Raw genomic sequence first — 21,030 nt, forward strand, 5'->3', positions numbered from 1 at the left:
ATGATTTTGTATTCATTGAAAAGTTGATTGGAGTGCAAGGTGTGAGACTCCTGCGGGACAAGCGGTCAGGTGAGACCCTTAACGGCGCAAAGCAGCAAGGGGCTCACCGCCTGCCCCGCGGAAAGCGAGCAGCCTGGAACGGAAATCAACCCTTCAAAGAGCAACAATGAGATGGCTAAATTAATCAAAAAGGTGGTTAATCCAGATGACGAACGAAGAAAAAGTTATCATTTTTCAATTAAAAGACGAAGAATACGCTGTTCCTGTTCAGCACGTCAAATCAATAGAAAGAATGCAGCACATTACGAGAATTCCTAGAACTGTAGATTTTGTTAAAGGTGTAATCAACCTTCGAGGCGTTGTAACACCAATTATTGATTTGCGTTTACGTTTTGGTATCGAAGAAGAGCTGTATACCGACACGACACGAATCATTATTGTATCAGTAGGAACGATTGAGGCCGGATTGATAGTGGATGCTGCAAATGATGTGATTGATCTTGATAAAGATTCGATCGAACCGCCACCCGAAGTTGTAGGTGGTGTGGATGCTGAGTACATACAAGGCGTTGCGAAGATTGAAAAAAGACTGCTCATTCTACTCGATCTTGTGAAAGTCTTGAATCCAGAAAAACTTGATGTTCAGCTAGCTAAGGAAAGTCTTAATTAAAATGGACTTTTTAAAGATTCAGCCGATCCATTTAGATATTTTACGTGAGATAGGAAACATTGGAGCTGGCCATGCTGCTACAGCATTGTCCAAAATGCTGAACAAAGCGGTTGATATGAAAGTCCCTTCAGTGAATGTCATTTCTTTTGAAGAGATTTCAGAGATGGTCGGAGGAGCTGAGAATGTTGTAGCTTCTGTTTTCCTAAGAATTGTCGGAGATGCTCCGGGATGTATGTTTTTTATGCTGCCGATTGAACAGGCTGAGTTACTTCTTAAAGACCTATTAGGAGGACAACGGGTACAGTTGGCAGGCGATGATGTTTCAGAAATATCACTGTCTGCGCTTCAGGAAGTTGGTAACATCCTTTCTGGTTCATATCTTACATCGTTTTCTGATTTTACAAGTCTAAATTTGCAGCCTTCTGTACCTGCTACAAGTATTGACATGGCTGGGGCAATCTTAAGCTTTGGGTTGTTTGAAATTTCAACGGTTAGCGATTATGCCATTGTAATAGACACTGCTTTTACAGATATTGAAAAACAAGATGAAGTTAAAGGACACTTTTTCTTACTTCCAGACCCTGAGTCATTCTCAAAAATCTTTCTTGCATTAGGAGTTCCGTTGGATGAGTGAAATTATTAAGGTGGGGATAGCGGATATAAATGTCGTATCCCCTCCAGATACAATTAGAACTACAGGTCTTGGATCGTGTGTAGGTGTTATCTTATTTGATCAAATAAACAAAATTGCAGGGATGGCTCACATCATGCTTCCAGACTCATCATTATCAAAAGCACCAGCTTTAAATAAAGGAAAATATGCAGATACCGCCATTAGGAGTTTATATGAAATGTTAATAAACCTGGGGGCAAACAGGAAAGCACTAAAAGCTAAAATAGCAGGCGGTGCGCAAATGTTTCAATTTTCATCAGGAAACGAAATGATGAGAATCGGTCCCCGTAATGTAGAAAGAGTAAAAGAAGAGCTTTATTCTTTAGAAATCCCGCTAATTGCGAGTGATACTGGCGGGTCTAGCGGAAGAACGATTGAATTTGACCCGAATACCACATTATTAACGATTAAAACGGTAAATGCGGGTATAAAAGTAATTTAAACAAAGGAGTATTACCATGACGGAGCCATCTTTAATAGAAGAACAAACATGCTGGCATAAGTGGAACACAAGTCGTGACCGAGAAGCAGGTGATGAATTAATGCGTGCTTATCTGCCTCTAGTAAATTATCATGTACAACGAATATCAGTTGGGCTTCCAAAGAGCGTTAATAAAGATGAACTCCGATCCCTTGGCATGCTGGGATTATATGATGCATTAAAAAAGTTTGAGCCGGAACGAGATCTTAAATTTGATACGTATGCTTCCTTCCGTATTAGAGGGGCGATTCTCGATGGCTTAAGAAGAGAAGATTGGCTACCAAGGAGCCTTAGGGAAAAAACAAAAAAAGTAGAAGCGGCTATTGAACGGCTAGAACAAGAAAACTTACGCTCAGTTAGCGCTAAAGAAGTTGCTGAAGAATTAGGTTATTCAGAAAGTGAAGTAACAACTGTTATGTCAGAAAGCTTTTTAGCCAATGTTCTATCGATCGATGAAGAGAATAAAGAAACAGAAAGCCGTGAGAAAGTAAGTTATACCATTGAAGATAAAAAGGCGATCACTCCAGAAAACAGCCTCCTTCAGGAAGAACTTCATGGGGAGCTCGCTCTTGTCATTAAAGAACTATCAGAAAAAGAACAGCTCGTAGTTAGTTTGTTTTACTTTGAAGAATTAACGTTAACAGAAATTGGACAAGTACTCGGTTTATCAACATCAAGAATATCTCAAATACATTCAAAAGCATTATTTCGTATAAGACAGGTTCTGCAACGCTATATGTAAGGAGTAGAGATATGGATCAATGGTTTGATATTAAACGGGAACAAAAAGATACACGAGCTCTTTTGTTCAAAAAAGAAGCTGCCATTCCTGCAGATCAAATTAGTTTTTCGGGATTAGCAGCATGGATCGGATCCAAAGGGATTAAACATGGTGTGAGAAAAGAAGTATTAAACTTGATTGTAGAAAACCTGGATACTTATTCCTTTCCTGCAGAAATCGCAAAAGGAAAACTCCCTATTGACGGTAAACCAGCTCAACTTATCCCAGCATATGAAACCGAATGCGATGTAAAAGTAGAAGAGAGCCAAAAAGTAGATTTTAAACGTTTATTTACAATACCTACCGTTGAATTTGGAGAAATCGTGGCAAGAAAACAAGCAGCAACAGACGGAATACCCGGCATTACGGTCTTTGGTGAACCCTTGCCTGCGAAAAAAGGGAAAGATCTTCATATAAAGAATGGAGAGAATACCGTTTTTAATGCTGAGGATTTATGTGTGTATGCTTCAAAGAGCGGAGAAGTAACGCACCATAAAAATGTTGTTCATATTTATCCTGTTTATAGGGTTCAAGGCGACGTTTCTTTGAAGACAGGTCATATTGATTTTGTAGGAAATGTACATATAAAAGGTGATGTTCCATCAGGATTTAAAATTTTAGCCCAAGGCGATGTGCGGATTGAAGGTGTTGTTGAGGCAGCAGAAATCATATCGCAAGGAAATGTTGTGATCGGTGGCGGAGTACTTGGTCAAGGAAAAGGCTTAATACGCTGTGCAGGAAACTTTACTTCTCTCTATATTAGTCAAGGAACCATTTATGCAGGAGAAAACATTGAAGTTGCTCAGACAATCATGCACAGTCATTGTGAAGCAGGACAGAGTGTTAGATGCCTAAATGGTAAAGGGAACATATCTGGCGGAACATGTATTGCTGGAAGTGAAATTTCAGCAAATGAAATCGGAAATGAAACGTATTCTAAAACGTTGCTATATATAAAAACGAACGAAAATAGTGGTCAGATTAAGGTTGGCTATGAACAAAAAATGCTAGATCTAGAGCTAAACCTTAAGAAATTGAATCAGCTAAAAGCGGTTATGGAAGAAAAAAAGATGGATAAAGTGACAATTGATAAAATTGTTAATACGATTCTTCAAACTAACCATCAACTTACAGAACTGAAAGAGGAAAAAGCAGCAAATGATAACTCTTTGCACTCGATGGTTACTGTTAAAGGTATTTTGCATCCAAATGTTGAGATTGGAATCGGCAAGTACAAACGAAAAGTGCACTCTCCGTTTCAATCGGCTAAAGTATTTATGGAAGATAAAGAAATCGTTATACATTCCTTATAAGAAATGGATGTGGAAACGTTGAGTTTGAAATTAATCGAACTTCAAGTTGCTATTCCAAGATCAGTGGATGCAGCAAAATCAGCTATGGATACTTTAAATAGAGGACTTCTTCAGCAAGAATATCGATCAGAAGAGATGCGTAAGAAAGATAAAATAGAATCGAAACGTGTCAATAAGAATACATCAGCAGGAGAAAGTTTATTACATACAAAGAAAGACGAAACAAATAACAATCATCCATTTAAAGGGCAGAACATTGATTATTCAGGATAGGGGGGAAGTGATATGTATGGTTTAATTTTCTTCAGTTTACTATTAAACATCATTTGTGTTTATTTTTTATTTAAAGTATGGAAAAAGGTTCATGTACAGCCAGTGAATCAGGATTCATATATAAATGAAGATGTAGGAGAACTTCTTGAGCTCTTCTCTCAAGAAATGAAAGAAGAAAATGCAAGATTACATGAGATGATTATACAATTTTCTAAACAGATTAAGGAGAACCACGATTCGAACTCTATGCAAGAAGTTGCTGAAGAGGTCGACACGAACTTAGTTGAGGAAGTAAAGAATTTGCATGCCGATGAAAATAATGCTCGAAATAAAGTGTTACTATTAGCTCGACAAGGGTATAATGCTGAAGAAATTGCTAAAATGCTTGACCGAGGAAAAGGTGAAGTGCAATTACTATTAAAATTTTACGCATAACACCTTAAAAAGACTTGCAGAAAATACACGAATCATGTTATATTATTTCTCGGTGTTAATCACACACGTTTGCGGATTTGAGTAATGTGGTGCTGATTTTTCAGTTATTGCTCAAAGGTGAAACAAACGGAGGAAAAAAACCTAGGAGGTGCCATTATGGCAGTAATTTCAATGAAACAATTGTTAGAAGCTGGTGTACACTTTGGTCATCAGACTCGCCGTTGGAATCCGAAGATGTCTCGTTACATTTTCACAGAAAGAAACGGTATCTACATCATCGATCTTCAAAAGACAGTAAAGAAAGTTGAAGAATGCTACAATGTTATGCGTAACATCGCAGCAGACGGCGGAAAGATCCTTTTCGTTGGAACAAAGAAACAAGCTCAAGATTCTGTTAAGGAAGAAGCTCAACGTTCTGATATGTACTACATCAACCAACGTTGGTTAGGTGGAACTTTAACAAACTTCGGTACAATCCGTAAGCGTATCAACCGCTTAAAAGATCTTGAAAAAATGCAAGAAGACGGTACATTTGATGTACTTCCTAAAAAAGAAGTTATCCTTCTTAAAAAGGAAATGGAGCGTCTTGAAAAGTTCCTAGGCGGAATTAAAGACATGAACAAGCTTCCTGATGCATTATTCGTAGTTGACCCTCGTAAAGAGCGCATTGCGATTGCTGAAGCTCGTAAATTAAACATTCCGATCATCGCAATCGTTGATACGAACTGTGATCCGGACGAAGTTGATCACGTTATCCCTGGTAACGATGATGCAATTCGTGCAGTTAAACTTCTTACTGGTAAAATGGCTGATGCTATCATCGAAGCTAACCAAGGCGGAGAAGAAGTAGCAGAAGCAGCTGAAGAAGAAACTACTGCTTAATTAAATGGAATGCTCAAGGGTGGTAGAGGGGATGACCCTTTATCACCTTTTTTAATGTAAAGCACACTTAAGTACTACATATCCCATAAGGAGGCAAAACACATGGCTATTACAGCACAAATGGTTAAAGAATTGCGTGAGAAAACTGGCGCAGGTATGATGGATTGTAAGAAAGCACTAACTGAAACAGACGGTAACATGGAGGCAGCAATCGATTACCTTCGTGAAAAAGGGATCGCGAAAGCTGCTAAGAAAGCTGACCGTATCGCTGCAGAAGGCTTAACTTCAGTAATCGTTGACGGCAACAAAGCAATTATCCTTGAAGTGAACTCTGAAACGGATTTCGTTGCAAAAAACGAAAACTTCAAAAACTTAATCGCTGAATTAGGTAACCACCTATTAGCTACTGAACCTGCTTCTGTTGAAGATGCACTAGCTTCTGACTTTAACGGAACAACTGTAAATGACTACATTAACTCTGCGATTGCTAAAATTGGAGAAAAACTTACACTTCGTCGTTTTGAAATCTTGAAAAAAGACGAGAACGCTGCTTTTGGTGCATATCTTCACATGGGTGGACGTATTGGTGTTCTTTCAGTTGTTGAAGGAACAACTGAAGAGGAAGTTGCGAAAGACGTATCTATGCACGTTGCAGCTGTTAACCCTAAATACATCTCTCGTGACGAAGTAAGCGAAGAAGAAGTAGCTCGTGAGCGTAAAGTGTTGACTGAACAAGCGCTTAACGAAGGCAAGCCTGAAAACATCGTAGCTAAAATGGTTGAGGGACGTCTTGGTAAATACTTCGAAGATATTTGCTTGAATGACCAATCTTTCATTAAAGATCCAGACCAAAAAGTTGGTAAATATGTAGCTTCCAAAGGTGCTACTGTTAAAGCCTTCGTTCGTTTTGAAGTTGGAGAAGGTCTTGAAAAGCGTGAAGACAACTTCGCTGAAGAAGTAATGTCTCAAGTGAAAAAGTAAGCACATTTTTCAAAAAGAGGGGGAGCACGTTGTGTTCCTCTTTTTTTACAGAAATATCTTTGGTTTTTGTAAAGGCTCTAATTATAAGCTATTAAGATGTTGCTTTTGTGTCATTTTATTACTATTCTTCCTTGACAAGTTGATTGGAGTGTAAGGCGCGAGACTCCTGGGGGATCAGCGGGACAGGTGAGACTCTTAAACGCAAAGCGCTAAGAGGCTTACCGCACGCCCCCCGGAAAGCGAGCGCCTGAAACGGAAACCAACACTTTCAAAAGCAACGAAGCTTTATTTAAACAGCCTTAAACCAGGTAAATACATTTTTTAGGTGATGGAGGGACAAATGACTACTTCAAAATATAAACGAGTCGTCTTGAAATTAAGTGGAGAAGCATTAGCTGGTGAACAAACTTCTGGTATTGACCCGAAAATCGTTCAATCTATTGCTGAGCAAGTGAAAGAAATTGTTGAATTAGACGTAGAAGTTGCTGTAGTTGTAGGTGGTGGAAACCTATGGCGCGGAAAGACGGGCAGTGAGATGGGAATGGACCGTGCATCAGCAGACTACATGGGTATGCTTGCTACTGTCATGAATTCATTAGCCCTTCAAGACAGTCTTGAAAACATCGGGGTTCAAACAAGAGTACAAACTTCTATAGAAATGCGTCAGGTTGCAGAACCTTATATCAGAAGAAAAGCCATTCGTCACCTTGAAAAAAAGCGTGTAGTTATATTTGCAGCAGGAACAGGTAATCCTTATTTCTCTACAGATACTACAGCCGCATTAAGAGCAGCAGAAATCGAAGCAGAAGTTATCTTAATGGCGAAGAACAATGTAGACGGTGTGTATTCAGCAGATCCTAAACTCGACGAGAACGCTGTTAAATATACTACATTATCTTATCTTGATCTCTTAAAAGATGGCTTGGCAGTTATGGATACAACAGCTTCGTCTTTATGTATGGATAATGATATTCCGTTAGTTGTTTTCTCGATCATGGAAGAAGGAAACATCAAACGAGCAGTTGCTGGTGAAAAAATTGGAACGGTTATAAGGGGGAAAAACTAATGGCAAAAGAAGTTTTAACTCAAGCAGAAGAAAAAATGCAAAAAGCGATCGGAGCCTTACGTCGTGAATATTCAACACTTCGTGCAGGAAGAGCAAATCCTTCTTTATTAGACAGAGTACAGGTTGAGTATTATGGAACTCCAACTCCGATCAATCAGTTAGCTGGTGTAACAACGCCAGAAGCAAGACTTTTAGTGATCCAGCCTTACGACAAAACAGCTATGGCTGATATTGAAAAGGCGATCTTAAAGTCTGATCTTGGTCTTACTCCGTCAAACGATGGTCAGGTTATTCGTATTGCAATTCCGGCATTAACAGAAGAGCGCAGAAAAGAACTTGTTAAACTTGTTAAAAAGTTTGCAGAAGAAGCGAAAGTCGCGCTTCGTAACGTTCGCAGAGATGCAAATGATGAACTGAAGAAACTTGAAAAAGAAGCAGAGATTACAGAAGATGAACTTCGCCGTTATAACGATGACGTTCAAAAACTTACTGATAAATACACTTCTGAAGTTGATTCTGTAAGTTCAGTAAAAGAAAAAGAAATCATGGAAGTATAAAGCTTTTCCATGTACAATTAAATATAAAAAGCCCTCTATAAAGGGGGTTTTTTTATTAGACTTATCACCATTGTTTATCAAGTAGATACGATGAACACTTGAAGTCTAGAAGATGGAGGCTTATACATGCTTGACAAGCTTTTCTTTAAGAAAAAAGGTTCTGAAACAAATACATTTAAACAAGAAAACATTCCATCTCACGTAGCCATTATTATGGATGGAAATGGGCGATGGGCAAGAAAAAGAGCTTTGCCGCGTATTGCAGGTCACCATGAAGGTATGAAAACGGTTAGAAAAATTGTTAAAGAATCAAACAGGATAGGAATCGAAGTACTTACACTTTACGCTTTTTCAACTGAAAATTGGAAGAGACCTCGTGAGGAAGTAGATTTTTTAATGAAGCTTCCGGGTGAATTTTTAAATACTTTTCTGCCAGATTTGATTAAAGAGAACGTCCAAGTGCGAATAATGGGTAAAAAAGAACTTCTGCCCCTTCATACGATTAAAGCTGTAGATGAAGCAATAAACAGAACAAAAAACAACACAGGATTAATTTTAAATTTCGCACTGAATTATGGAAGTCGTGATGAGATTACATCAGCAGTGAAAACACTTGCTTCTGAAGTGAAACAAGGAAAATTGGAACTCTCAGAGATCGATGAGTCATTGATCGAAAAACATTTGATGACACGCGATCTTAAAGATCCTGATCTTCTAATCAGGACGAGTGGTGAAGTGCGATTGAGCAACTTTATGCTATGGCAGCTTGCGTATTCTGAATTTTGGTTTACAGATGTATTATGGCCTGATTTTTCTGAGGAGCATTTACGAGATGCTGTATCACAATTTGCCGGGCGAGGCAGGCGGTATGGCGGTGTTTAAATAAGGAGGACTTATGAAACAACGGATTATAACAGGTGTAATCGCAGCCGTTTTATTTATAGGGATTACCCTTTACGGGAGCTGGCCGTTCTCACTTTTGATACTATTACTCACAGGGATTGGCATGTATGAATTATTGCGGATGAAAGGACTAGAATTTTCTTTTATTGGAGGAATTGGGCTTCTTTTAGCCGTTTTGATCGCACTGCCTCAACAATGGATGCAAAATCTTGAACCCTTTACTAAAACAGATGCCATTATACTTGCAGTTCTTCTATTATTAGTTGTAACTGTCATACAAAAGAACAAAACAGACTATAACCATATTTCATTTGTATTATTTAGTTCGATTTATGTAGGTTTTGGTTTTTTCTACTTAGAAGAAACGAGAATCTTAGAAAATGGCATACAGATCCTTTTTTTAATCCTATTTATGATATGGGCAACTGATTCTGGAGCTTATTTTGTTGGAAAGTCAATGGGGAAGCGTAAACTATGGCCCGTTATCTCACCGAACAAAACGATAGAAGGCGCAGTTGGAGGTATTTTCTTCAGCTTGTTAGTTGGGATTATAAGCTATGCTGTGAATTTTGTTGAATTGTCATTGATTCATATTTTAGTTATTTCAGTTGTAGCAGGGATTTTCGGTCAAATTGGAGACTTAGCCGAATCGGCATTCAAGCGGATCTATGATGTGAAAGACTCAGGTACTCTCCTTCCTGGACATGGTGGAATACTCGATCGATTAGATAGTGCACTATTCGTGTTCCCGCTGCTTCATGTACTTCACTTGTTAGGATAATGGCTGGAGGTAAAGAATGAAATTAGTCAGTTTACTAGGTGCTACAGGCTCAATTGGCGTTCAGACATTAGACGTGATCGCCTCTCACCCAGAGCAATTCAAATTAAGTGCTATGTCTGTTGGTAAAAATATTGAAACAGCCGAAAAAATTATTTCTGAATTCAAGCCTGAAATATGTGCTGTTCAAAACGAAGAAGACGCAAAAAAACTTCGAACAGCTGTAGGACCATCCACTAAAATTGTTTCAGGTATGGCAGGGCTCATCGAGGCTGCAGTTTCAACGGATTCTTCTGTAGTAGTCAATGCAGTGATAGGCAGTGTAGGCTTACTGCCTACTTTAAAAGCAATTGAGGCAAAGAAGACGATTGCTTTAGCCAATAAAGAGACACTTGTAACAGCTGGGCATCTTGTTATGGAACATGCAAAGAAACACAATGTTACAGTCCTTCCAGTAGATTCAGAGCATTCGGCAATCTACCAATGTCTGAATGGAGAAGATACCAACCGTGTTGAAAAACTAATTTTAACAGCTTCGGGTGGAAGTTTTAGAGATAAATCACGTGATGAATTAAAAAACGTAACGGTCCAAGAAGCATTAAATCATCCAAATTGGTCTATGGGTGCGAAGATCACCATTGATTCTGCCACAATGATGAACAAAGGTTTGGAAGTCATTGAAGCTCATTGGTTGTTTTCCTTCGATTATTCCAAAATAGACGTCATTTTACATAAGGAAAGTATCATACACTCTATGGTAGAGTTTGTTGATACAAGCATAATCGCTCATCTCGGACAACCTGACATGAGAGTGCCGATTCAATACGCGCTTACATATCCCGACAGACTTGAATTAGTAAAAGGGAAAAGGTTAAACTTATGGGAAGTTGGACAATTACATTTTCAAAAAATGGATTACGATCGTTTCAGATGTTTGAAACTTGCATTTGATGCAGGGATTGCAGGAGGATTGATGCCAACTGTCTTAAATGCAGCGAATGAAAAAGCAGTCGAGTTATTTTTAAACGGTCATATTACGTTTCTTGAAATAGAGGAAATGATTGAGCGTGCGATGCTGGAGTTGTCAAATGTCAGTACACCTGACCTTGAGACAATTCAAGAAACAGATACGAGGACTCGAATCTTTGTGGAGTCACTACTAAGTAAAGGCAGGTAATGGAAATGAACACTGTGATAGCCATTATCATCATTTTAGGGGCTTTAATTTTCTTTCATGAACTAGGACATCTTTTGCTAGCAAAACGTGCTGGTATTTTGTGCCGTGAGTTTGCAATTGGATTCGGCCCAAAAGTGTTTGCCTTCAAAAAAGGAGAAACGGTCTATACGATTCGACTTTTGCCTCTTGGAGGATTCGTGCGAATGGCTGGAGAAGATCCAGAAGGTATTGAACTTAAGGCAGGGCACAGAGTTGGATTAATCTTTAATGAGGCAAAAGAAGTAGAGAAGATCGTTGTAAATCACCGTGATAAATATCCGGTTCAAAAAACGATCACGATTGAAAAAGCGGATTTGGATCGGGACCTCTATTTGACAGGTTTTGAGAATGAAGAAGCTAGTCCAAAAACGTATCAAGTAAAAGAAGATGCAATATTTGTTGCAGATCATCAAGAAATGCAGATTGCACCGTATAACCGCCAATTCGGCTCGAAAACCATCATGCAGAGAACACTTGCCATTTTTGCTGGTCCAGCAATGAACTTTTTACTGGCGTTTATTATCCTTGTAGCCTTTTCGCTTATGCAAGGAATCCCAACAAACGAGTCTAGGTTGGGGACGCTGCAAGAGGGTGCTGCTGCAGAAAAAGCTGGTTTGCTGCAAGGCGATAAAATCATTGCCGTTCAAGGTGAAAAGATGGATGATTGGAAAGAACTAGTTTCAGTTATTCAGCAAAATCCTGGTGAGAAGCTCATGTTTACGATTAATCGAGACGGCGAAGAAAAAGTCGTTCCAGTCACATTGGGTACACGAAAAGGTGCTGAAAATCAAAACGAAGGTTTCATTGGAGCACATCCATTTACAGAATCTTCTTTTGTCGGTTCACTTGAATATGGTGCGAAACAAACATGGTTTATGACAACCGCTATCTTCACGGGGCTTGGACAGCTTATAACAGGACAGCATGGAATCGACCAGTTATCTGGCCCGCTTGGTATCTATGAGTACACGGATCAAGCGGCAAAAGCTGGTGTATATATGTTATTACAATGGGCTGCTATTTTAAGTATTAACTTAGGAATCTTCAACCTGCTGCCGCTGCCAGCTCTTGATGGAGGTCGTCTCCTTTTCTTAGGAGTAGAGGCATTGAGAGGAAAACCGATCGACCCTCAAAAAGAGGGAATGGTTCATTTTATCGGATTTGCTTTTCTTATGTTATTGATGCTTGTTGTTACATGGAACGATATACAAAAGATATTTCTTGGTTAATTAGGGATTATTTGAGGAGTAGAGATTATGAGACAAAGTCAGTTGTTTATGCCAACATTACGTGAAGTTCCTGCAGATGCAGATGTGAAAAGTCATCAGCTTCTTTTAAGAGCAGGATTTATCAGGCAGAATGCAGCAGGTATCTATTCATTCTTGCCGCTGGGGAAAAAAGTACTTCATAAAATAGAGAACATTGTAAGAGAAGAAATGAACCGTGCCGGATCTCAAGAGATGATGATGCCGGCACTTCAGCTTGCTGAACTTTGGCAGGAAAGTGGAAGATGGTATAGCTATGGACCAGAATTGATGAGATTAAAAGATCGCCACGAGCGTGACTTTGCTCTTGGAGCGACACATGAGGAAGTCATTACTAGCATTATTCGTGATGAAGTAAAATCTTATAAAAAGCTTCCATTGAATCTTTATCAGATTCAAACGAAGTTCAGAGACGAGAAGCGCCCGCGTTTTGGTCTTCTGCGTGGAAGAGAGTTTATTATGAAAGATGCCTACTCTTTCCATGATAAACAGGAAAGTCTTGACGAAACGTACGAAGCGATGAAAAATGCGTATTCTGCAATCTTCAGCCGCTGCGGATTAAATTTCCGCGCTGTTTTAGCAGATTCAGGAGCAATCGGCGGTAAAGACAACCATGAGTTCATGGTTTTATCAGATATCGGTGAAGACTTAATCGCATATTCTAATGAATCGGATTTTGCTGCCAATATTGAAATGGCTCCAGTATTACTTGAGGTTAAAAGTTCTTCAGAAAGTCTTCTAGAACTCGAAAAAGTTGCGACAGAACAGGCAAAAACGATAGAAGAAGTTTCTGGATTCCTAAATGTATCTTCTTCCAAAATCATTAAGTCGTTGCTTTATATGGCTGATGGACAACCTGTATTAGTCCTAGTAAGAGGCGATCATGAAGTTAACGAGATCAAGCTTAAAAATGAACTTTCGGCTACAGATGTTGCTTTAGCTTCTGTAGAGGATACGAAGAAGTGGTTGAACACAGAGCCAGGTTCAATCGGACCAGTTTCGGTATCTGAAGAAGTAAAAATTATTGCCGATCAAGCAGTTCCATACATGGTAAATGCAGTTTGCGGTGCAAATGAATCAGGTTACCATTTTTTAAATGTTAATCCGAAAAGAGATTTTGAATATAGCCAATCAGCTGACATTCGCTTTGTTGTAGAAGGTGACAAGTCGCCAGATGGCAAAGGAACAATTGTTTTTGCAAAAGGAATCGAAGTCGGTCATGTGTTTAAGCTAGGAAAAGTATATAGCGAGCCGATGAAAGCAGCTTATTTAGATGAGAATGGTAAAAACCAAATCATGTCAATGGGTTGTTACGGTATTGGTGTTTCCCGTACACTAGCAGCAGTTGCCGAAGAGAATAACGACGATAAGGGGTTAATTTGGCCGTTATCCCTTACTCCATTCGATGTTCATCTAATTGCTGTAAACAGCAAGAATGCTGAACAAGCTGCACTCTCAGATGAACTATACGATTTAATTAAGAACGATGGATTTGATTGTTTATATGATGACCGTCCTGAGCGTGCAGGTGTTAAATTTGCAGATAGTGACTTAATCGGATTGCCGATTCGTGTTATGGTAGGTAAGCGTGCTTCTGAAGGTATCGTTGAAGTGAAGATCCGTAAGAGCGGAGAATCTTTTGAAGTCCCTGTTTCAGATTTAAGCAGCTTTATTAAACAAGAGTGGGATAAACTCAAGAATTAACGATTACAAATTTCAGTGATTTTGAAATTTGACTTCATTGAAACTTGATTGGAGTGGAAGGTACGAGACTCCTGCGGGACGAGCGGGACAGGTGAGACACCTCAAAGGCGCGTAGCGACGAGGGGGCTCACCGCACGCCCCGCGGAAAGCGAAGTAACCTGTAACGCAAATCAATACTTTCAAGAGCATCGAAGGATACGAAGATAATAAAAAGAGGAGGTACCTCTCGTACAAGAGGTACCTTTCTCTTTGTACTTTTCTACTTTACGAAATTTGGAATCATTTAATGAGATGAAAACGAGGTAATATCCATATTTCGTATAGTATAATAAAAAGGTACAAACGTCTCCAAAACATACGTTAGTTGGGTTGTTGAAAATCTAAATAAACCCCTTTAAAAGGAGGTTCTTATGAGCGAAAATGATCAGCAGATCAGACAGGAAAGGCTGTCGCTTCTTTTAGAACAATTAGGAATTCCTGATCATATGAAAATCGGTTTTTCGGAAGGGACAATCGAAAAACTTACTATAGATAAACTGAATCGGAGCTGGCACTTTTCAATCGCCATCAACCGGCCGTTAACAGCAGAAGGTTATGCATGGTTTAGTACTAGTCTTCAGCAAACCTTTCAACATATTGCGAAAGTGACCTTTTCACTGCAAACAAAGGAGAGCTTTCAATCAGAGGAGCTGCTCAGCTATTGGCCGTTATGTAAGGAAAAGCTTGTGGAGACGACTGGTCCAAGCCTATCCAGTATGCTCTCTATCCAAGATCCTGTAGCTGATGGGAATTTCTTATGTCTAACCGTCCGAAACGACGCCGAAGAAACTTTAGTACAGAGAAAACTTTCTCCAGTGATTAAAGAGATGTACAGTCATTTCGGTTTTCATTCAGTCTTAGTGAAGACGGAAATAAAACATTCTGAAGAAGATTATCAAAAGTTTTTAGAACAGCGTAAGCAAGAAGATCAGAATAAAGTGATGGAAGCTCTCGTTGAAAAAGAAAAGTCAGCTAATAAATCGGATGGCCCTGCGGCAAGAACAGATATCATGATTGGCTACTCAATAAAGGACGAACCAGTGCCGATCCAGACTATTCAAGATGAAGAAAGACGCATCACAATACAAGGTTACGTATTTCACGCTGAAACAAGAGAGCTTAGAAGCGGCCGCACACTACTAACATTTAAGATTACTGATTATACAGATTCTCTTTTGGTCAAAATCTTCTCGCGTGATAAAGAAGATATTCCAATTCTTCAAGGAATCCAAAAGGGTATGTGGTTAAAAGTACGCGGAGGTATTCAAAACGATACCTTTGTCAGAGATCTCGTTATGATTGCAAACGATATAAATGAGATCAAGCCTGAGTTCCGAAAAGATACAGCAGCAGATGATAATAAACGTGTGGAACTCCATCTTCATACACCTATGAGTCAGATGGACGCGGTATCTTCTGTATCCTCTCTTGTCGGACAAGCAAAGAAATGGGGACATCCTGCTGTTGCAATTACAGATCATGCAGGTGTCCAATCCTTTCCTGAAGCTTATAGCGCGGGCAAAAAAAACGGGATAAAAATTCTTTATGGACTTGAAGCCAACCTGGTAGACGATGGGGTTCCGATTGCTTACAATGAAGCACCAAGAAAACTATCAGAAGAAACATACATTGTTTTTGACGTTGAAACTACGGGCTTATCAGCGGTGTATAATAAAATTATTGAACTAGCAGCAGTTAAGGTTAGAGGCGGAGAAATCATTGATCGATTTGAAAGGTTTGCTAACCCGCATGAATCTTTATCTGAAACGACAATCAATTTAACAGGCATCACAGACGATATGGTCGAGAACGCGCCTGAAATTGAAGAAGTCCTTCGAGATTTCAATAAATTTATGGGTGATGATATTCTTGTAGCACATAACGCAAGCTTTGATATGGGATTTTTAAACGAAGGCTTGCGTAAGATCGGCTTAGGTGAAGCAAAGAATCCTGTCATTGATACATTGGAACTTGCAAGATTCTTGCTGCCTCAATTAAAGAATCATAGACTGAATACCCTTTGTAAAAGGTTTGACATAGAACTTACACAGCATCACCGTGCGATATATGATGCAGAAGCAACGGGGTATCTTTTATGGAAACTATTAAAAGAGACATTTGAAAAAGAAATTTTCTACCATGATCGTTTAAACGATAATATGGGACAAGGCGGTTTCCAGCGATCCAGACCGTTTCATTGTACGCTGCTTGCAGCTACACAAGAAGGATTGAAGAATCTATATAAGCTCGTTTCAGAATCACATCTTTCTTATTTTTATCGAACACCGCGGATTCCGCGTTCACGGCTCAATAAATTGCGTGAAGGGATCTTAGTAGGATCTGCATGTGACAAAGGTGAAGTTTTTGAAGGCATGATGCAGAAGCCGATCGAAGAAGTCGAAAAGATTGCGGAGTTTTATGATTATCTAGAGATTCAGCCGCCAAGCAACTATTATCACCTTATTGAAAGAGAACTTGTTTCAGATGAAATGAATTTAAGAGATATTCTTTCCAACATCGTTCAGTTAGGAGAGAAATTAAATAAACCAGTTGTTGCAACTGGAAACGTGCACTATTTAAATCCTGAAGATGCGATCTATAGAAAGATTTTGATTTCCTCTCAAGGCGGAGCAAATCCGCTGAACAGACAAACGCTCCCTGAAGTTCATTTTCGTACAACAGACGAGATGTTGAATTTGTTCTCTTTCTTAGGGGAAGAAACAGCGGAAAAGGTAGTCTGTGAAAATACAAGACATATTGCAGACATGATTGAAGAGATAAAGCCGATACCTGACGATCTTTATACACCTAAGATTGAAGGTGCGGATGATGAAGTTCGATCAATGAGTTATAACCGTGCAAGAAGTATATATGGTGAAAACCTTCCTGATCTCGTTGAGAAAAGGCTGGAAAAAGAACTGACGAGTATTATTGGCCACGGATTTGCTGTTATTTACTTGATTTCTCACAAGCTTGTTAAAAAATCATTGATCGATGGATATCTAGTAGGATCACGTGGTTCAGTCGGGTCATCTTTTGTCGCGACCATGACAGAAATTACAGAAGTAAATCCACTGCCTCCGCATTATGTTTGTCCAAACTGCAAAGAGTCACATTTCTTTAACGATGGATCAGTTGGGTCTGGTTTTGACCTTCCTGATAAAGAGTGTCCAACTTGTAATGTTCTCTATATTAAAGATGGACAAGACATACCGTTTGAAACGTTCTTAGGATTTAAAGGAGACAAAGTACCTGATATTGACTTGAACTTCTCAGGAGAATATCAGCCTAGAGCACATAACTACACGAAAGAGCTGTTCGGTGAAGAGTATGTGTATCGAGCGGGTACGATCGGTACGGTTGCAGAAAAAACCGCCTATGGTTATGTTAAAGGATACGCAGGTGACCATAACTTAACGATTCGTTCTGCAGAAGTAGACCGTCTCGTTTCAGGTTGTACAGGGGTTAAAAGAACAACTGGACAGCATCCAGGCGGAATTATTGTAGTTCCTGATTATATGGACATCTATGATTTTTGTCCTGTTCAGTTCCCGGCTGATGATAGTTCATCAGAATGGAAAACAACTCACTTTGATTTCCACTCTATTCACGATAACCTTTTAAAACTTGATATATTAGGACACGATGATCCGACTGTCATCCGTATGCTTCAAGACTTAAGCGGTATTGATCCGAAGACCATTCCAGCTTCTGACCCTGAAGTAATGAAAATCTTCTCCGGACCAGAAGTGTTAGGGGTTACGGATGAACAGATCATGTGTAAGACAGGTACGCTTGGTATCCCAGAATTCGGAACAAAGTTTGTAAGACAGATGCTTGAAGAAACAAAGCCAAGCACATTTTCTGAGCTTGTTCAGATCTCAGGGCTCTCACATGGTACAGACGTTTGGCTGAACAATGCAAACGAACTTATCGCAAACGGAACTTGTGTGCTGAAAGATGTTATCGGATGCCGTGATGATATTATGGTCTATCTCATCTACAAAGGTCTCGATCCTTCACTTGCCTTTAAAATTATGGAAAGTGTACGTAAAGGAAAAGGACTTCCTGATGAATGGATTGAAGAGATGAAACAAAATGATGTGCCAGACTGGTACATTGGTTCCTGTTTAAAGATTAAATATATGTTCCCTAAAGCCCATGCGGCAGCATATGTATTAATGGCTGTTCGTATTGCTTATTTTAAGGTGCATTATCCGATTTGGTTCTATGCTGCTTACTTTACTGTAAGAGCGGATGATTTTGATGTAGAGTCTATGATTCGAGGTTCAAAAGCACTTCGAACAAAGATTGAGGAAATCTCAGCTAAAGGTCTTGATGCATCAACAAAAGAAAAGAACCTTCAAACCGTGCTTGAGCTTGCACTGGAAATGTGTGAAAGAGGACTTTCCTTCCAAAAAATAGATTTGTATCGTTCAAGCGCAACAGACTTTTTAGTTGATGGTGATACGCTGATACCGCCTTTTAATTCGATAGCCGGTCTTGGGACGAATGCGGCATTGAACATTGTAAAAGCAAGAGAGCAAGGTGAGTTTCTTTCTAAAGAAGATCTTCAGCAGCGTGCTAAGCTTTCAAAAACGATTATTGAGTATTTAGATGATCAAGGCTGTCTCGAAGGATTGCCTGATGCAAACCAGCTTTCACTGTTTTAATAGCGGTTTTTGAAGCTTCTGAAAGTTGCAGTATTTTACTGGTTATGGTATAGTATTTTTGGAAATACTGTTGAATGAATAACTGTCGACGAAAGAGTGGGGCTCCCCACTCTTTCGTTACGTTTTAAGGTCATTCAGTTAGAAGGAGGGCAGCAATGAGTCAGAAGATTACAGAGCTCACATCAGAGCTTGTAACCCCAATCGTTGAAAAACTAGGACTTGAACTTGTTGACGTTGAATTTGTTAAAGAGGGTAAAAACTGGTTTCTGCGTGTTTATATCGACTCCACGAGTGGTGTTGACATTGAAGAATGCGGGGCAGTCAGTGAACAATTAAGTGAAAAATTAGATGAACTTGATCCGATCGAACAGCCCTACTTTTTAGAAGTATCTTCTCCAGGTGTTGAGAGACCGCTTAAGAAACCTGAAGATGTCAAAAACGCTATCGGCAAAAATGTAAACATTAAACTTTATGAGCCCATAAACGGTGAAAAGGTATATGAAGGACTTTTAAAAGACTTTGACGGTGAAACGCTGTTCATGGAGATTAGAGTAAAAACGCAAGTGAAAAAGGTAGAGTTGCCGTATAAAAAAGTGGCAAATGCCCGTCTTGCGGTTGTTTTTTAATGAAGAGGGGAGAAGAAAAATGAGTACCGAGCTTTTGGATGCACTTACATTGTTAGAAAAAGAAAAAGGGATTAGCAAAGAAGTTATTATTGAAGCGATTGAAGCAGCCCTTATTTCTGCTTATAAGCGTAACTTTCATCAAGCGCAGAATGTTCGTGTAGATTTTAACAGAGACACAGGAAGTATTCGTGTATTTTCCAGAAAAAATGTGGTTGATGAGGTAGAGGACGATCGTCAAGAAATCTCAGTCGCTGAAGCACAAGCCATTAACCCTGGATATGAACTTGACGATATAGTAGAAGAGGAAGTTACACCTAAAGACTTTGGACGTATCGCTGCACAAACAGCGAAACAAGTTGTTACACAGCGTGTACGAGAAGCAGAACGTGGAATTATCTTTTCAGAATTTATTGACCGTGAAGAAGACATTATTACCGGAATTGTCCAACGACAAGACCACCGTTATATGTACGTAAGCCTCGGCAGAGTAGAGGCACTATTGCCTGCTGCAGAACAGATGCCTGGTGAATCACATACGACAAACGACCGCATCAAGGTGTATATTACAAAAGTTGAAAAGACGACTAAAGGTCCTCAAATCTTGGTTTCAAGAACTCACCCTGGTTTATTAAAAAGATTGTTCGAACTTGAAGTGCCTGAAATTTATGATGGGACAGTTGAAATTAAATCAATCGCACGTGAAGCGGGAGACCGTTCAAAGATTGCCGTACATGCTGCAGATCCTGAAGTGGATCCAGTAGGTTCTTGTGTTGGGCAAAAAGGTGCGCGTGTTCAAACCATCGTAAATGAACTGAACGGCGAAAAGATCGACATCGTACGCTGGAGTGAAGATCCTGTCGTTTATGTGGCAAATTCACTAAGTCCTGCAAAAGTATTAGAAGTTCAAGTAAATGAAGAAGAGAAAATGACTACTGTTATCGTGCCAGACTATCAACTTTCATTGGCAATAGGTAAAAGAGGACAGAATGCTCGCCTCGCTGCCAAGTTAACAGGTTGGAAGATTGATATTAAAAGTGAGACTGAAGCAGTAGAATCTGGCGTTTATGATCCTGCAAACGCTCGTAATGATTTCTTTGATGATACTGATGAGGATGAAGAGTAAGGGAAGACGAGGTGGAGACAATGAAAACTCGCAAAATTCCTATGAGAAAATGCGTAGCCTGTCAAGAAATGAAGGCTAAAAAAGAATTAACACGTATTGTCCGCTCTCCTGAAGGTGAAGTCACTGTCGATCAGACAGGGAAAAAATCTGGAAGAGGCGCCTACCTTTGTCATGAACCTGCTTGTATCGAACAAGCAAAAAAGAAAAAGGTCCTTGAGTCGCATCTGAAAGCGAAGATCCCAGCTGACTTATATGAACAGCTTGAAAAAGGAAGTCATACATCTTGAAGCCATCACCTTGGGAAAACTTTCTTGGAATAGCAGCTCGAGCCGGTAAAGTCATATCCGGTGAAGAACTTGTTGTTAAAAGCATACAAAAGCAGAACGCTAAAATTGTTCTGCTGTCTAGAGATGCTTCTGAAAATACAAAGAAAAAAGTTACTGATAAGTGCCTCTTTTATAAAGTGGATCTCGTATGGATTGAAGATCGCAATATTTTGGGTAAGGCAATAGGTAAAGAGCAACGAGTTGTAGTTGCTGTAAATGATCAAGGATTTTCTAAGCGTTTGAAGGAACTTCTTGATCACTAACT

At 39.4% G+C, this 21,030-nt stretch carries 22 protein-coding genes; all 22 read left to right on the plus strand.

Annotation, left to right across the window (positions count from 1 at the left end; translation table 11 throughout):
• The first annotated feature begins 41 nt into the window (after positions 1–41).
• Positions 42–170, plus strand: coding sequence for a hypothetical protein (locus AWM68_RS22015; RefSeq protein ID WP_269446789.1), 129 nt, complete (start codon positions 42–44; stop codon positions 168–170).
• A 35-nt stretch (positions 171–205) separates the two neighbouring features.
• Positions 206–670: a chemotaxis protein CheW gene (locus tag AWM68_RS10205; RefSeq protein WP_066240840.1), complete on the plus strand. Its 465-nt coding sequence runs from the start codon at positions 206–208 to the stop codon at positions 668–670.
• A gap of 1 nt (position 671) precedes the next feature.
• Positions 672–1,304 (plus strand): chemotaxis protein CheC, encoded by a 633-nt coding sequence (locus tag AWM68_RS10210; RefSeq protein ID WP_066240842.1) that lies wholly within the window; start codon positions 672–674, stop codon positions 1,302–1,304.
• Positions 1,297–1,785, plus strand: a complete 489-nt coding sequence (locus AWM68_RS10215; protein ID WP_066240844.1) for a chemotaxis protein CheD — start codon at positions 1,297–1,299, stop codon at positions 1,783–1,785. Before AWM68_RS10210 ends, AWM68_RS10215 begins: the two co-directional genes overlap by 8 nt.
• 16 nt (positions 1,786–1,801) lie before the next feature.
• Entirely contained in the window at positions 1,802–2,566 is a 765-nt protein-coding gene (locus AWM68_RS10220) for a FliA/WhiG family RNA polymerase sigma factor (protein ID WP_066240846.1), read from the plus strand.
• Between the two features lie 11 nt (positions 2,567–2,577).
• Positions 2,578–3,918, plus strand: a complete 1,341-nt coding sequence (locus AWM68_RS10225) for a DUF342 domain-containing protein (protein WP_066240848.1) — start codon at positions 2,578–2,580, stop codon at positions 3,916–3,918.
• 18 nt (positions 3,919–3,936) lie between these two features.
• Positions 3,937–4,191 carry a hypothetical protein gene (locus AWM68_RS10230; RefSeq protein ID WP_156488377.1) on the plus strand — a complete coding sequence of 85 codons (255 nt, stop codon included), beginning with the start codon at positions 3,937–3,939 and terminating at the stop codon, positions 4,189–4,191.
• A gap of 12 nt (positions 4,192–4,203) precedes the next feature.
• Positions 4,204–4,626, plus strand: coding sequence for a DUF6115 domain-containing protein (locus AWM68_RS10235; RefSeq protein ID WP_066240852.1), 423 nt, complete (start codon positions 4,204–4,206; stop codon positions 4,624–4,626).
• A 156-nt stretch (positions 4,627–4,782) separates the two neighbouring features.
• Positions 4,783–5,508 carry a 30S ribosomal protein S2 gene (rpsB, locus tag AWM68_RS10240; RefSeq protein ID WP_066240854.1) on the plus strand — a complete coding sequence of 242 codons (726 nt, stop codon included), beginning with the start codon at positions 4,783–4,785 and terminating at the stop codon, positions 5,506–5,508.
• Positions 5,509–5,610: 102 nt separating this feature from the next.
• Positions 5,611–6,489: a translation elongation factor Ts gene (tsf, locus tag AWM68_RS10245; protein WP_066240856.1), complete on the plus strand. Its 879-nt coding sequence runs from the start codon at positions 5,611–5,613 to the stop codon at positions 6,487–6,489.
• 340 nt (positions 6,490–6,829) lie between these two features.
• Positions 6,830–7,555, plus strand: coding sequence for a UMP kinase (gene pyrH, locus AWM68_RS10250; RefSeq protein WP_066240860.1), 726 nt, complete (start codon positions 6,830–6,832; stop codon positions 7,553–7,555).
• Positions 7,555–8,112 (plus strand): ribosome recycling factor, encoded by a 558-nt coding sequence (gene frr / locus AWM68_RS10255; protein WP_066240865.1) that lies wholly within the window; start codon positions 7,555–7,557, stop codon positions 8,110–8,112. The genes pyrH and frr overlap by 1 nt, the downstream gene beginning before the upstream one ends.
• Before the next feature lie 126 nt (positions 8,113–8,238).
• The gene (locus AWM68_RS10260; RefSeq protein WP_066240869.1) at positions 8,239–8,994 is read left to right on the plus strand and encodes an isoprenyl transferase; all 756 of its coding nucleotides are present in this window, start codon (positions 8,239–8,241) and stop codon (positions 8,992–8,994) included.
• A gap of 13 nt (positions 8,995–9,007) precedes the next feature.
• A complete protein-coding gene (locus AWM68_RS10265) occupies positions 9,008–9,796 on the plus strand; it encodes a phosphatidate cytidylyltransferase (RefSeq protein WP_066240874.1) in 789 nt (262 codons plus the stop codon).
• A 16-nt stretch (positions 9,797–9,812) separates the two neighbouring features.
• Positions 9,813–10,970: a 1-deoxy-D-xylulose-5-phosphate reductoisomerase gene (dxr, locus tag AWM68_RS10270; RefSeq protein WP_066240877.1), complete on the plus strand. Its 1,158-nt coding sequence runs from the start codon at positions 9,813–9,815 to the stop codon at positions 10,968–10,970.
• A gap of 5 nt (positions 10,971–10,975) precedes the next feature.
• Positions 10,976–12,238, plus strand: a complete 1,263-nt coding sequence (rseP, locus tag AWM68_RS10275; RefSeq protein WP_066242429.1) for an RIP metalloprotease RseP — start codon at positions 10,976–10,978, stop codon at positions 12,236–12,238.
• Between the two features lie 27 nt (positions 12,239–12,265).
• Positions 12,266–13,978, plus strand: coding sequence for a proline--tRNA ligase (locus tag AWM68_RS10280; RefSeq protein WP_066240881.1), 1,713 nt, complete (start codon positions 12,266–12,268; stop codon positions 13,976–13,978).
• Positions 13,979–14,388: 410 nt separating this feature from the next.
• The gene (locus tag AWM68_RS10285; RefSeq protein ID WP_066240884.1) at positions 14,389–18,690 is read left to right on the plus strand and encodes a PolC-type DNA polymerase III; all 4,302 of its coding nucleotides are present in this window, start codon (positions 14,389–14,391) and stop codon (positions 18,688–18,690) included.
• A 155-nt stretch (positions 18,691–18,845) separates the two neighbouring features.
• The gene (gene rimP, locus AWM68_RS10290; RefSeq protein WP_066240887.1) at positions 18,846–19,316 is read left to right on the plus strand and encodes a ribosome maturation factor RimP; all 471 of its coding nucleotides are present in this window, start codon (positions 18,846–18,848) and stop codon (positions 19,314–19,316) included.
• Positions 19,317–19,335: 19 nt separating this feature from the next.
• Entirely contained in the window at positions 19,336–20,439 is a 1,104-nt protein-coding gene (gene nusA / locus AWM68_RS10295; protein ID WP_066240894.1) for a transcription termination factor NusA, read from the plus strand.
• A gap of 20 nt (positions 20,440–20,459) precedes the next feature.
• On the plus strand, positions 20,460–20,726 hold the full coding sequence (rnpM, locus tag AWM68_RS10300) for an RNase P modulator RnpM (RefSeq protein WP_066240898.1): 267 nt from the start codon (positions 20,460–20,462) through the stop codon (positions 20,724–20,726).
• On the plus strand, positions 20,723–21,028 hold the full coding sequence (locus AWM68_RS10305; RefSeq protein ID WP_066240901.1) for a YlxQ family RNA-binding protein: 306 nt from the start codon (positions 20,723–20,725) through the stop codon (positions 21,026–21,028). Before rnpM ends, AWM68_RS10305 begins: the two co-directional genes overlap by 4 nt.
• The last annotated feature ends 2 nt before the right edge of the window (positions 21,029–21,030 follow it).

It is taken from the genome of Fictibacillus phosphorivorans, from assembly GCF_001619875.1.
Classification (GTDB): domain Bacteria; phylum Bacillota; class Bacilli; order Bacillales; family Fictibacillaceae; genus Fictibacillus; species Fictibacillus phosphorivorans_B.